Genomic DNA, 12,863 nt, shown 5'->3' with positions numbered 1-12,863 from the left:
GGATGGAATCATGCAGTCAGTGGATGTGGTGGTGGTGGGTGCCGGCCCGACCGGGCTGTGCTTCGCACGCGCGCTGGACGATACCGGCCTGAGCGTCACCCTGATCGAACAGCAGCCGCGCGCGGCACTGGCCGAGGCGGCGTTCGACGGCCGCGAGATCGCGCTGACCCATGCCTCCCGCCAGATCCTGGAATCGCTGGGCCTGTGGGCGCAGCTGGATCCGGCCGAGATTTCCCCGCTGCGCGATGCCAAGGTGATGGACGGCGGCTCGCCGTTCGCGCTGACCTTCGCCGCGCACCAGCGCACCGGTGATGACCTGGGCTGGCTGGTGCCCAACCATCTGATCCGCCGCGCCGCCTGGCAGAGCGTGCAGGGTCAGGCCGGTCTGGAGATCCTGGACCAGGCCAGCGTCGCGGCCGTGAACCCGGGCCCGGCTCACAGCGTGGTGACCCTGGCCGATGGTCGCCAGCTGGCCGCGCGGCTGGTGGTCGCTGCCGACAGCCGCTTCTCCTCCACCCGCCGCCTGCTGGGGATCGGCGCGCAGCTGCGTGACTTCGGCAAATCGATGCTGGTCTGCCGCATGCAGATCGAGGTGCCGCACCAGCACACCGCCTGGGAGTGGTTCGGTTATGGCCGCACGATGGCCCTGCTGCCGCTCAATGGCGACCAGGCCTCGGCCGTCATCACGCTGCCGCCGCGTCAGATCGCGGCCTTGATGGCCCAGGACGAGGCGGACTTCGGCCGCAGCATCACGGGCTTCTTCGAGCATCGGCTGGGCGCGATGCGGCCGGTGGCCACCCCGGTGGCCTATCCCCTGGTGGGGGTGTATGCCAACGCGTTTGCAGGCGATCGCAGTGCGTTGATCGGCGATGCCGCCGTCGGCATGCATCCGGTCACTGCGCATGGCTTCAACCTGGGGTTGCAGAGCCAGCATCGATTGGCCGGCATTCTGCGCACGGCCGCCGGGCAGGGGGGTGATATCGCCGCGCGCTCAGGGCTGGCCGCTTACGAGCGTGGCCATCGGCTGGCGTCGCGCCCGCTTTATGAGGCGACCAATGCGATCGCTTCGCTGTACACCGATGACCGTCTGCCGGCGCGGCTGCTGCGCCGGGCCGGGCTGCGGCTGGCGCACGGGGTGGCCCCGTTCCGCCAGCTGATCACCGCCCATCTGACCCAGCGCGATACACTGCGCTGAGTCCGGCCGGAGCGGTCAGGGCGCGTCGCTGTCGGCGATCACGTGGATGACCGTATCGGCGAACTGCACCTGCTGGCCCGCGCGGATCTTGCAGGCTTTGCGCAGCTCCACCTCGCCGTCGACCAGCACCTGGCCGTCGCCGATCACGGTCTTGGCCTCGCCGCCGCTGGTGACCAGGTCGGCCAGCTTGAGCAGCTGCTTGAGCTCGACGTAGTCGCGGTCCAGTTCAAATTCGAGGGTCTGCATGGAGCGGGTATCCTGGGAAGAGGCGCGGACGTGGGGCCGGGCCGGGAAAGGGCGCGTATTGTGCGCCAGCCGGCGGCGCAACGGCATCCATCCTGGAATCTGTATACGTTGTTCAGGAACGATGCGGTATCATTGGCCCCTGAGTGAGTGAATTCTCCTCCGACCGAGCAGCGCCAGGGCACGCGATAAGAAAGGGCGCCCAAAGCGCGGACCATCCCCCTTTTTTATCTCACTGCCATCCAAAACGGCGGTGTTTCGGAGTTTCCCATGTCCCAAGAATCCCCCGCGCCGCTGCTGTTCGCAGATCTCGGCCTGTCCGACGCTGTGATGCAGGCCGTCGCCACTGTCGGTTACGAAACCCCGTCGCCGATCCAGGCAGCCACCATTCCGGCCATGCTGGAAGGCCGGGACGTGCTGGGCCAGGCCCAGACCGGTACCGGCAAGACCGCCGCCTTCGCGCTGCCGGTGCTGTCCAACCTCGATTTCAACCAGACCAAGCCGCAGGTGCTGGTGCTGGCGCCGACCCGCGAACTGGCCATCCAGGTCGCCGAGGCGTTCCAGACCTATTCCTCCGGCATTCCCGGCTTCCGCGTGCTGCCGGTGTACGGCGGCCAGCCCTACGGCCAGCAGCTGTCGGCCCTGCGCCGTGGCGTGCACGTCATCGTCGGCACCCCGGGCCGCGTGATCGATCACCTCGAGCGCGGCACGCTGGACCTGTCCGAGCTGAAGACCCTGGTGCTCGACGAAGCCGATGAAATGCTGCGCATGGGCTTCATCGACGATGTCGAAGCCGTGCTGAAGAAGCTGCCGGAGACCCGCCAGGTCGCCCTGTTCTCGGCCACCATGCCGTCGCAGATCCGCCGCATCGCGCAGACCTACCTGAAGAACCCGGCCGAAGTCACCATCGTCAGCAAGACGACGACCTCGGCCAACATCCGCCAGCGTTACTGGTGGGTGAGCGGCATGCACAAGCTGGACGCGCTGACCCGCATCCTGGAAGTGGAACCGTTCGACGCGATGATCATCTTCTCGCGTACCAAGGCAGCCACTGAAGAGCTGGCCGAAAAGCTGCAGGCGCGCGGCCTGGCCGCCGCCGCCATCAACGGCGACATGCAGCAGGCCCAGCGCGAGCGCACCATCGGCATGCTGAAGGAAGGCAAGCTGGACATCCTGGTCGCCACCGACGTGGCCGCCCGTGGTCTGGACGTGGAGCGCATCAGCCACGTGCTGAACTACGACATCCCGTACGACACCGAAAGCTATGTGCACCGCATCGGCCGTACCGGCCGTGCCGGCCGCACCGGTGACGCGATCCTGTTCGCCACCCCGCGTGAAAAGGGCATGCTGCGTGCCATCGAGCGCGCCACCCGCCAGCCCATCGAAGAGATGCAGCTGCCGAGCGTGGACGCGGTCAACGACACCCGCATCACCAAGTTCATGAGCCGCATCAGCGATGTGCTCGATGCCGGTGGCACCGAGTTCTACCGCGACCTGCTGCAGCGCCTGGAAGGCGAGAAGAACGTGCCGGCGATCGAGATCGCCGCCGCGCTGGCCAAGCTGCTGCAGGGCGATTCGCCGTTCCTGCTGACCCCGCCGGTCCGTGGTGCCCGTGAAGAGCGTGCCCCGCATCAGCGCAACGAGCGCAGCAACGACCGTGGCGAGCGCCCGGCCCGTTTCGAGCCGCGCTTCGAGCGTGGTCCGCGCCGTGAAGACGACCGTGGCCCGCGTCCGCCGCGTCCGGAAGGCGACTTCGGCAACAGCGAAGGCGGCGGCGAGCGCGCGCCGCGCCGTGACATCGCCCCGCGCGGTGCCGCCGAGCCGGGCATGGAAACCTTCCGCATCGAAGTGGGCCATGTCCACGGCGTGAAGCCGGGCAACATCGTCGGCGCGATCGCCAACGAAGCCGGCCTGGAAAGCCGTTTCATCGGCCGCATCGACATCCATGACGACTTCTCGGTGCTGGACCTGCCGGCCGAAATGCCGCAGGACCTGCTGACCCACCTGAAGAAGGTGTGGGTCTCGGGCCAGCAGCTTCAGATGCGCAAGGTCGAGCCGGGTGAAGACCTGACCCCGTCGGCGCGTCCGCCGTTCAAGCCGAAGTTCGGCCAGGGCAAGCCGCGTGGTCCGGGTGGCCCGCGCAGCGGCCCGGGCGGCAACGACCGCCCGCCGCGTCGCGACGGCTTCAAGCCGCGCGGCCCGCGCAACTTCTGATCACCCCCGGGTGATTGCCTCAACGCCAGCCTTCGGGCTGGCGTTGTCGTTTCCGGCAGGGCATCCTGCCACGGGGGCGGCTTCGCGCCGTCTCAACATGGCGCGTTCTAGCCTGTGGATTGGACAGGGTCCACATGGAATGAGTTTCCACACACGCAGCCCCAGGGGGGATCGGCGATGGTTGGAAGTCGCAAGGATGGTGGCGTTACCGCAGTACCATATTCAACGCGGGGGTTGACCCTGCGGTTTGCACTGTTGACCGGCATGGCCATTGGCCTGGTCGGCATTTCCGCGTTGATCCAGGAACTGCAGGCCGCGTCCACGGCCTGGATCATGGGCCAGAGTCACTGGTCACGCGGGCAGCAGCAGGCGACGCATGCACTGTCGCGTTACATCGCCTCCGGCGAGCCGCGCGATCTGGCCGCGGCCCGGCAGGGACTGACAGTGCCGCTCGGCGATCTTGGCGCCCGACGCGCACTCGAGCAGGCCAGCCCGGACATCGCCGCGGCACGACGCGGCTTCATCGCTGGCGGCAACGCCCCAGGCGACATCAACCGGCTGATCCTGTCGTATCGCTACCTGCGCGAGCAGCCGTATTTCCGCGATGCGGTGACGCTGTGGCGTGACACTGACGATGATCTGATGGAACTGGTCGCGATTGCCGGCCGCGTTCAGGCCGGGCACGCTGCAGGCAGCCTGACGCCGGCGGTGAAGGAGGGATTGCTGGCGCAGGTGCAGGCGCTGGACACCGGCATGCAGAACCAGGCGCGGGCCTTTTCGGGCGCGCTGCTGGATACCGCGGCGGCCGTGCGGATAGCGACCTTCATCGTCGGCGGACTGTCCGTGTTGGCGATCACGCTGGTGGCCGTGCTGCTCGCGCGGCGCGTGCGCAACGACCTGACCGAACAGGAAAGCCGATTCCGGGCGGCGTTCTACCAGGCCACGGTGGGCATGCTCAAACTGGACGAGGAAGGCGGGATCGTCGAGGCCAACCAGGCGATGGCCGACATCCTCGATCACCGGCGTGAGGCCTTGCTGAGCCTGTCGCTGGCCGATGTTCTGGTGGAAGGCGAGCTGGTACTGGACGAGCATGGCCGGATTGACTGGCCGCGGCAGCTGCGCCCCGGTGAGCTGCGCTTCCTGCGTGCCGATGGCAGCCTGATGTGGGGCCGCTGGAGCGGCACCGTGGTGCGCACCCGGGCTCGGGCGCCAACGGTGTTCGCGCTGGTCGAGGATGTCTCGCAGAACCATGCGCTGGCGCGGGAGGTGGAACACCACGCCAGCCACGATCCGCTGACCGGTCTGATCAACCGCCGTGAAATCGAGCGGCTGCTCGAGCAGGCGCTGGTGACGGTGCGGGCCGAGGGCGGTACCCATGCGCTGTGCTACATCGACCTGGATTACTTCAAGCTGGTCAATGATGGTCTCGGCCACGCGGCGGGCGACCAGTTGCTGCGCAGCTTCGCCGACTACCTGGTGGGTGCCGTGCGCGATGGCGACTGGGTGGGCCGCCTGGGCGGTGACGAGTTTGCGTTGTTCCTGGCCAACGCCAGCCAGGACGAGGCCAAGCAGGTCCTGCAGCGGGTGATCCGCACGTTGGGGCAGGTGAGCTTCCAGCATGGCGAAGGCGCACCCAAGGTGAGCTGCAGCATCGGCGTGGTCGAGGTCACCGCGGAAGCGCCGGATGTGAACTGGCTCATGAGTGCGGCCGACAGTGCGTGCTACGCGGCCAAGGAGGCCGGTCGCAACCGCGTGCATTGCTACAACGAAAGCCGCATGGCGCTGGACGAGCGTCGGCGCGAAGCGGAGCGGTTGGCCAATGTCTCCAGCGCGATCGCCGAAAACCGCATGCTGCTGTACGCCCAGCGCATCGAGCGGGTCGGCGATCCGGACTTCCTGCATTACGAAGTGCTGGTGCGCATGCGCAGCCCGGAAGGCGTACTGCAGGGGCCGGGGGAATTCATGGGCGCGGTCGAGCGCTACGGCATGGGCATGGCGCTGGATCGGCACGTGCTGTCGCTGTTGTTCCGGCATCTGCAGGTGTGCCCTGCGCACGTGCAGCAGCTTGGCCTGTGCAACGTCAACGTGTCCGCGCAGTCGATCGCCGAGCCCAGTTTCCTGGCCTTCGTCACCGATCTGCTGGAGCGCAACCGTGGCCTGGCCCGCAAGCTGTGCTTTGAGATCACCGAAACCGCAGCGGTCAGCAACATCGACCAGGCGCGCACCTTCATTGATGCGGTGAAGGCCCGCGGCTGCCGGATGGCGCTGGACGATTTCGGTTCGGGGCTGTCTTCGTTCGGCTACCTTCGCCAGTTGCCGGCGGACATGCTCAAGATCGATGGCGTGTTCGTGCGCGACATGAACCTGGATCCGGTCAACCGCGCCGCGGTGCGCGCGATCACCGAGGTCGGGCGCGAACTGCACATGATGGTGGTCGCCGAGTGGGTGGAATCGGCGGTGGTGGCCGATCAACTGGCGCAGATGGGGGTGGAAGGTCTGCAGGGGTATGCGATCGAGCGGCCGATTCCGTTGGAGCGCATGACCCAGCCAGCCCTGCGGGCGGCCCGTGCCGGTGTGTCATCGGATGCATGGCGTGGCACGCCATGATGCGATAATCGTGGAAGACGGCAGCGGGCGGGGTGTCCACTGACGACCATGGGCGGGCGGGGCACAGGTGTGAGCAACGGGGGCGGATTTTCAAGCGGGGTGGTGCTGCTGATGCTGCTGCTGTGGCTGTTGCCATGGAGCGCGAAGGCCGCATCGCCGACGGTGGGGCAGGATTTTCTGTTGCTCGGCGGGGCCACCGATGAGGTGACGCCCCAGCGTGCCTGTGCGCCGGATGTCCTGGCCCGCCACCAGGAGGTCCTGTCGATTCCGTCTCCGCAGCAGGGCTGGTCGGGGAAACCGCAGGCCGTGGATGTGTTCGGTGTGCTCACCGGCGAGGTCCGCATCAGTCATGGCGACCGCGAAATCTGCGGCAGCATGCACGACGCCCGCACGCGCGATTCCCGGTTCCGTGCAGGTGTCGGGCTGGTGGTGGTGCCCGAGGCCGGCAACCACGAGCCGATCGTGGTCTCCTGGACACGCCCGCTCAAGCCGCGCTGGGTGCCGACCATCCAGTTGGGGGCACCGAGCCCGGTGCAGCAGAACGATACGGCACGGCTGCTGATGCGCGCGGCCTGCATCGCGGTGGCGATCGCGCTGGCATTGTCGGCATTGATGGGCTGGGTCACCACCCGCGACCGCTCGTTCCTCGTGTATGTCGGCGCGTGTGTGGTGTTCGTGCTGTGGCAGGCGGTGCTGGGGGGCTTGAGCGGCTATCCCGAGCCGTGGCTGCCCGTGCATGAGCACGCCTCGTGGTGGCTGGTGGCGCTGAGTGCCTTCAGCGAAGCGCTGCTGCTGCCGATCCTCTGGCGCCTCAACGGCGGCGATCGTCGCTGGCCGCGCTCCCGCCCGGCCCAGTACGCCGTGCTGTGGGGACTGATGGCCATGGGGCTGACCGTGCCGTGGTGGGGGCCGGACGGTCTGGCCGTGGTCTCCGAGCTGCTCGAGTGGTTCTTCATGGCTGGCTGCGTGCTGTGCCTTGGCGCAGGCCTGTGGGGACTGTCGCGGCGGGACGCGTATGCGCTGCGGGGACTGCTGGCGCTGGCACCGTGGTGGATCATGATCGTGGCCGATGCGTTCAACACGCAGTGGCTGGTGGCGTACCGGATCGAAGCGCTGCAGTTGTCCACGACGTGGTTCCTGATGATGGCCGCCTATGCGCTCAATCTGCGCCTGGGCCGCCTGCGCCGCCAGCGCGATGAGATGCGCCAGCTGGCCGACACCGACGTGCTGACCGGCCTGCCCAATCGTCGCGCTGGCCTGCGCCTGCTCGCGGAGTACCTGGAGCAGGCGCGCCGTGAGCCGATGCCGTTGGCGATCGGCTTTCTGGACATCGATCTGTTCAAGGACATCAACGACCAGTTCGGGCATGAGATGGGCGATCAGGTGCTGGTGGCCGTGGCCCGTGCCCTGCGGGGGGCCGTACGCAACCAGGACAACGTGATCCGGATGGGCGGGGAGGAGTTCCTGGTGCTGCTGCCGGGGGCTGGCCACGCCGCAGCGGTCGCCCGGCTGGAGACCGTCCGCCAACAGGTCGCCACCGTCGCGCAGGGCCTGGGCATTCATGGGCTGCGGGTGTCAGCCAGCATCGGCCTGGCCGTGCTCAAACCCGGCAGCGATGACCTGGCCGGCCTGCTGCGCCGGGCCGACCACGCCATGTACTGCGCCAAACGCAACGGCCGCAACCAGATCCATGATGGGGAACGCACCACCACGGCCGGCGATCCGTTGCCGGCCTGAAACGGCGGCGCGTTCGAAATCCGCAGCGGGACGCGGCTTTTGCCCGATAATGGGCGCATGACAATCCGACTCAACAAGCACATCGCCGATACCGGCTTCTGTTCCCGGCGCGAAGCCGACCGCCTGATCGGCGAGCGCCGCGTCACCGTCAATGGGCATCCCGCCGGTACCGGCGCGGTGGTTGGCGAGCAGGACGTGGTACTGGTCGGTGGCCAGCCGCTGCGCGCCCGCGAGGCGAAGAAGGCCGGCGGCCGCAAACACGTCTATATCGCGCTGAACAAGCCGGTGGGCATCACCTGCACCACCGAAAGCTCGGTCAAGGGCAACATCGTGGAGTTCGTCGGCCACGAACAGCGCATTTTCCCGATCGGGCGCCTGGACAAGGATTCCGAAGGCCTGATCCTGCTGACCAGCAACGGCAACATCGTCAACCAGATCCTGCGTGCCGAGAATGGTCATCAGAAGGAGTACATGGTGGCGGTGAACAAGGCGGTCACCGATGAGTTCCTGCGGGGCATGGCGCGCGGCGTGCGCATCCGCGACGAAGTCACGCTGCCGTGCCGGACCAGCAAGCTGGCCAAATTCGGCTTCCGGATCACCCTGCAGCAGGGTCTGAACCGGCAGATCCGCCTGATGGCCGCCGCGTTCGGTTTCCGCGTCACCCAGCTGCGCCGGGTGCGCATCGACAACATCAAGCTGGGTGCGCTCAAGCCCGGTCAATGGCGCAACCTGACCGACGCCGAGCTGAAGGGCCTGCTGCCCAAGCAGCTGGACTGGTAACGCCGCGCTCGGGATAGACTGCGCGGGTACTGTCGATGCCCGCCGCGATGATCAAGCCTTCCAAGCCGGACAATGAAGCGCAGCGCCTGTTGGCGCTGCAGCGCTACCAGATTCTCGATACCCCCCAGGAACGCTCGTTCGACGACCTGGTGACGATCGCCACCGCCCTGTGCGGTACCCGGATGGGGGCAGTGACCCTGGTCGACCAGGACCGCCAGTGGTTCAAGGCGCGCCAGCAGCTGGACGCCTGTGAGACCCATCGCGACATCTCCTTCTGTGCCCACGCCATCCTGACCCCGGATCAGGTCATGGTGGTCGAGGACGCGCGCAGCGATCCACGTTTCTCGGACAACCCGGTGGTGGTGGACGACCCGCACGTGCGCTTCTACGCCGGCGCGCCGCTGCTCAGTGTCGACGGGCTGCCGCTGGGCACGCTGTGCGTCTTCGATGCGGCCCCGGGTCATCTGGACAGCAGCCAGCTGCTGGCGCTCACCGCGCTGTCCCGGCAGGTCTCGCTGGTGATGGAACTGCGCCGGTATGCGCATGAAATCCAGCAGCACATGACCGACCGTGCCTGGTACGAACAGCGGCTGGCCGAATACAACGAACTGCTGGAGCAGCAGAACGCGGACCTGGCCGAACAGAGCCGGACCGATCCGCTGACCGGCCTGCCCAACCGCCGCGCGATGAGTGCGGCGCTGGAAGCGGCGGTACGCGATGCCGATGGCCAACCGCGTTCGACCGCCGTGGCGTTGCTGGACATCGATCACTTCAAGACCGTCAACGATCTGTACGGGCACGCCACCGGTGACCATGTGCTGTCCGAACTGGCCCGGCTGCTGCGCGCCCATTTCGCCGGGCACGGTCTGGCCGCGCGTTATGGCGGCGAGGAGTTCGTGGTGCTGATGCCGGACACGCCGCTGGCCACGGCCGAACTGCAGTGCGATTTCCTGCGCATGGCGGTGACGGATCTGCCCTTGGGCCTGCCGCTGACGATCAGCATCGGGGTGGCCGCGCACCGCCACGGCGATGCGATCGAGCAGACCCTGGCCCGCGCCGATGCGGCGCTGTACCGGGCCAAGGGCGACGGCCGCAATCGGGTGATCCGCGCCGACTGAGCTGTGTGGACCGTGTCGGCCCGCTCAATCGGCGATGTTGCGCGCTTCGGAGGTCGCCATCAGTTCCGGATGCTGGACCTTCCTGCGGCGGTTGAGCAGCGGGTGCAGGAACACCGCGCCAACGATGATCGCCACACCCGCATAGAACAGCGAGGTCAGTTCGCGCTGCTCGCTGAGCAGCACCATCGCCAGCAGGATCGCGTAGACCGGCTCCAGGTTGGTGACCAGCTGCGAGGTGTAGGCGCTGATGTGGCGCAGCGCCACCAGCGCCAGCGCGAACGGGAGCAGCGTGCACAGCCCCGCCAGGGCCAGCAGCAACAAGCCATCGTGCAGGTCCGGGATCACCCACAGGTCGCTGGCCAGGGCCGGCAGCAGGAACGGCAGCACCGGTGCCAGCAGGGTCAGGGTGAGGGTGCCTGCACCCAGTTCCAGCGCAGTCACGGTCAGTGGGTCGGCGTGGCTGACCAGGCGCTTGTTGAGTGAGCCGAAGATCGCCACCAGCAGCGCCGACAGCGCGCCGATCAGCACGCCCAGGCGCATGCCATCGGGCACGCCACCCACGACCAGTGCCACGCCCGGCAAGACCAGAATGCCGAAGGCCAGTTCGCGGAACTGGAACGGGCGCTTGGCCACCCACGGTTCGATCACCGCGGTGAACACCGGCGCCAGCGCGATGCACGTGGCGGCCACCGAGGCATTGGCGAGCTTCACTGCGCCATAGAAGGTCAGCCAGTGCAGCGCGACCAGGGCGCCCACACCGCAGTAGCCGGCGACCAGACGCGGCGACAGTTGGCGCAGCCCACGCCACACGCGCGGGACCAGCGCCAGCATTGCCACGACCAGCAGCATGCGCCACCACACCAGCGGCAGGGCGGGCAGGGTAATCAGCTTGCCGAGGATGGCAGTGACGCCCCACAGCAGCACACAGAAATGGATTTGCAGCAGGGCCCTGCGGGTATCGGTCATCGGCATCTGCATATTGTGCGGCAAGCCGCGCCCGTCGCGATGCCCTCCACGCGATCCTCTGCAGGGCCGTGGCATTCTGCGCTGATGACACGCCATCACATCGATACGCTTGCCCCCGTCCTGTCACCGGCGTTGCGCGGCTGGGCCGGTCTGACCGCCGCGGTCGCGGTAGTGTCCCTGCTGCTGCAGTACGCCCTGCTGCTGCGCACGCCGGGCCTGGCGGTGGCGGACGCGACGCTGCGCTATCTGGGCTACTTCACCATCCTCAGCAACATCGGGGTGGCGGTGGTCTGCCTTGCGCTGGCCTGCGGCCGCCGGACAGGGCTGGCCGGTCCGGTACCGCGCGCGGCGGTGGCGTTGTTCATCGGCATCACCGGGCTGATCTACGTGACGCTTCTAGCCCCGTTGTGGGATCCGCAGGGCGCGCAGTGGTGGGCCGATACCGGGCTGCATTACGTTGTACCGGTGACGTATCTGGCTGGCTGGCTGATGGGATTGCATGGCGGTCTCCACTGGCGGGGGCTGATCGCTACGCTGGCGTTCCCGACGGTCTACCTGGGTTGGGCACTGCTGGTCGGCCGCCTCAGCGGTCAGTACCCCTACCCGTTTCTGGATCTGGGCGCGCTGGGCACGGCGCTGGTCCTGCGCAACGTGCTGGGCGTAGCCGTGGTGTTCGTGGTGGGCGGTGCGCTGCTGTGGTGGCTGGACGGTGCGCTGGCCGCCCGGCGCCGGCGCGGCTGAGGACTTACCCGTCGCCGGGCTGCAGCAGTTGGTCGCGCAGGGCCATTGCCGCGCCGGGATTGCGCTGTTTGGCCGCACCGATGAACAGCACATAGACCTCGCGCGATGGCCCTGCGGGAGCCTCGGCAGCGAGGTGGGGCAGGTCCAGGTTGTCTTCGCCGCGGGCCCACCGCGCAGCGCGCAGCGACCACTGCTGGATCGCCCGTGCCGGGTAACCGGCATGCAGGTTCGCGCGTGAGTGCATCAACCGCGCATAGATGAAGTCGGTGGTGGGGTCGGCGAAGCTGGGGTACTCATCCGAACCACTGAACACCAGCGCGGCACCGTGCGCACGGGCGGCAGTCAGCAGCGCCGGCGTCCATGCCGCGGGGTTGCGCACCTCCAATGCGTGCTGCAGGCGATGGCCGTCGACCTTGCGCGGCAGCATGCCCAGGAACCGGTCGAATTCGGCCGCACCGGCGGGGTGGCTGTCGCCAAACTGCCAGATCAACGGACCCAGCCGGTCCTCCAGCGCACTGATGCCGGTGATGAAACGTTCGGCACGTTCGCCGACGGTGGTCAGGTCGTGGGTCTGGGTAATCGTGCGCGGCGCCTTGGCCGAGAAGCGGAAGCCCGCGGGCGTCTGTTCGCGCCACTGCGCATAGATGGCCGGCGTCTGCGCACGGTAGAACGTGCTGTTGATCTCGATGCAGCCCAGGTGTTGGCTGGCGTAGGCCAGCTCTTCGCGCTGCGGCAGGCCGGGCGGATAGAACGTGCCGCCGCGCCATGCCGGGAAGACCCAGCCGCCGATACCCGTGCGGATGGAGCCGGCCGCAGCGCTCACGCGTCGCCCTCGTGGTCGACCCACGGGTCGTAGCTGCCGAACCACCACAGGTAACCTTCCAGACCACGGCAGGCATAGCCGCGGCCGCCATAGGGCTGGTCGGCGATGTCCATGACGATCTGCGCGCCGGCGGCGACGGCGCGCGCATGATGCGCATCCGGATCGGCGACGATCACGCAGGCGCTCTGGGTCTGGCGACCGCCGACCTCGTCCGGGTGAACGCTGTAGCGGCCCCACTCACTGCCGTTGTCAACCGAGCCGAGCATGATCATGCCGTGGCCGTAGACCAGCTGGGCGTGGTGAACGGTATCGCCATCGGCGTAGACCGCCTGTTTCTCGAAGCCGAACGCGCGCTGCAGCCAGGCAATGGCGGCGTGCGCATCGCGGTAGCGCAGGCAGGGAATGACGGTGGCGATGGTCTCGGCGGGCGCGGTCATGG

Annotated in this window: 11 protein-coding genes; 7 read left to right on the top strand and 4 right to left on the bottom strand. The window is 67.9% G+C overall.

All coding sequences use genetic code 11. The annotated features are described in order from the left end of the window. The first annotated feature begins 10 nt into the window (after positions 1-10). Entirely contained in the window at positions 11-1,195 is a 1,185-nt protein-coding gene (gene ubiM, locus K4043_RS10900) for a 5-demethoxyubiquinol-8 5-hydroxylase UbiM (RefSeq protein WP_265309346.1), read from the top strand. Positions 1,196-1,210: 15 nt separating this feature from the next. Here the strand turns inward: ubiM and K4043_RS10895 are convergent, their stop codons facing one another. Further along, the gene (locus tag K4043_RS10895; protein WP_019184435.1) at positions 1,211-1,441 is read right to left on the bottom strand and encodes an RNA-binding S4 domain-containing protein; all 231 of its coding nucleotides are present in this window, start codon (positions 1,439-1,441) and stop codon (positions 1,211-1,213) included. Positions 1,442-1,708: 267 nt separating this feature from the next. On the opposite strand from K4043_RS10895, the gene K4043_RS10890 reads away from it, so the two are divergent. From K4043_RS10890 to K4043_RS10870, 5 genes are all read left to right on the top strand, one after another. Continuing rightward, positions 1,709-3,652, top strand: a complete 1,944-nt coding sequence (locus K4043_RS10890; protein ID WP_265309345.1) for a DEAD/DEAH box helicase — start codon at positions 1,709-1,711, stop codon at positions 3,650-3,652. A 177-nt stretch (positions 3,653-3,829) separates the two neighbouring features. Next, complete coding sequence (locus tag K4043_RS10885; RefSeq protein WP_265309344.1) at positions 3,830-6,259, top strand: EAL domain-containing protein; 2,430 nt, start codon at positions 3,830-3,832, stop codon at positions 6,257-6,259. 111 nt (positions 6,260-6,370) lie between these two features. Next, entirely contained in the window at positions 6,371-7,996 is a 1,626-nt protein-coding gene (locus K4043_RS10880) for a diguanylate cyclase (protein WP_265309343.1), read from the top strand. 57 nt (positions 7,997-8,053) lie between these two features. Beyond that, complete coding sequence (locus K4043_RS10875; RefSeq protein WP_265309342.1) at positions 8,054-8,776, top strand: pseudouridine synthase; 723 nt, start codon at positions 8,054-8,056, stop codon at positions 8,774-8,776. 47 nt (positions 8,777-8,823) lie between these two features. Further along, entirely contained in the window at positions 8,824-9,894 is a 1,071-nt protein-coding gene (locus K4043_RS10870; RefSeq protein ID WP_123728736.1) for a sensor domain-containing diguanylate cyclase, read from the top strand. A 24-nt stretch (positions 9,895-9,918) separates the two neighbouring features. On the opposite strand, the gene K4043_RS10865 is transcribed toward K4043_RS10870, so the two are convergent. After that, complete coding sequence (locus tag K4043_RS10865) at positions 9,919-10,866, bottom strand: DMT family transporter (RefSeq protein ID WP_265309341.1); 948 nt, start codon at positions 10,864-10,866, stop codon at positions 9,919-9,921. Between the two features lie 78 nt (positions 10,867-10,944). On the opposite strand from K4043_RS10865, the gene K4043_RS10860 reads away from it, so the two are divergent. Then, positions 10,945-11,601 carry a Pr6Pr family membrane protein gene (locus K4043_RS10860; protein ID WP_123728737.1) on the top strand — a complete coding sequence of 219 codons (657 nt, stop codon included), beginning with the start codon at positions 10,945-10,947 and terminating at the stop codon, positions 11,599-11,601. A 4-nt stretch (positions 11,602-11,605) separates the two neighbouring features. Here K4043_RS10860 and K4043_RS10855 read toward each other — a convergent pair whose 3' ends face one another. Beyond that, positions 11,606-12,424 carry a DUF72 domain-containing protein gene (locus K4043_RS10855; protein ID WP_265309340.1) on the bottom strand — a complete coding sequence of 273 codons (819 nt, stop codon included), beginning with the start codon at positions 12,422-12,424 and terminating at the stop codon, positions 11,606-11,608. Then, positions 12,421-12,861, bottom strand: a complete 441-nt coding sequence (locus K4043_RS10850) for a VOC family protein (RefSeq protein WP_265309339.1) — start codon at positions 12,859-12,861, stop codon at positions 12,421-12,423. Before K4043_RS10850 ends, K4043_RS10855 begins: the two co-directional genes overlap by 4 nt. Positions 12,862-12,863 lie beyond the last annotated feature (2 nt).

The sequence above is a fragment of the Stenotrophomonas sp. SRS1 genome (assembly GCF_026130205.1).
Lineage (GTDB): Bacteria > Pseudomonadota > Gammaproteobacteria > Xanthomonadales > Xanthomonadaceae > Stenotrophomonas > Stenotrophomonas rhizophila_B.
The sequence above is the reverse complement of the archived record's forward strand: the minus strand, read 5'-3'. Positions and strand labels throughout refer to the sequence as shown.

Bases quoted from the DNA above. Each gene is read 5' to 3' on its own strand.
- K4043_RS10860 (WP_123728737.1), top strand. From the start codon at position 10,945: ATGACACGCCATCACATCGATACGCTTGCCCCCGTCCTGTCACCGGCG.
- ubiM (WP_265309346.1), top strand. From the start codon at position 11: ATGCAGTCAGTGGATGTGGTGGTGGTGGGTGCCGGCCCGACCGGGCTG.
- K4043_RS10890 (WP_265309345.1), top strand. From the start codon at position 1,709: ATGTCCCAAGAATCCCCCGCGCCGCTGCTGTTCGCAGATCTCGGCCTG.
- K4043_RS10850 (WP_265309339.1), bottom strand. From the start codon at position 12,861: ATGACCGCGCCCGCCGAGACCATCGCCACCGTCATTCCCTGCCTGCGC.
- K4043_RS10870 (WP_123728736.1), top strand. From the start codon at position 8,824: ATGATCAAGCCTTCCAAGCCGGACAATGAAGCGCAGCGCCTGTTGGCG.
- K4043_RS10875 (WP_265309342.1), top strand. From the start codon at position 8,054: ATGACAATCCGACTCAACAAGCACATCGCCGATACCGGCTTCTGTTCC.
- K4043_RS10885 (WP_265309344.1), top strand. From the start codon at position 3,830: ATGGTTGGAAGTCGCAAGGATGGTGGCGTTACCGCAGTACCATATTCA.
- K4043_RS10895 (WP_019184435.1), bottom strand. From the start codon at position 1,441: ATGCAGACCCTCGAATTTGAACTGGACCGCGACTACGTCGAGCTCAAG.
- K4043_RS10880 (WP_265309343.1), top strand. From the start codon at position 6,371: ATGCTGCTGCTGTGGCTGTTGCCATGGAGCGCGAAGGCCGCATCGCCG.
- K4043_RS10865 (WP_265309341.1), bottom strand. From the start codon at position 10,866: ATGCCGATGACCGATACCCGCAGGGCCCTGCTGCAAATCCATTTCTGT.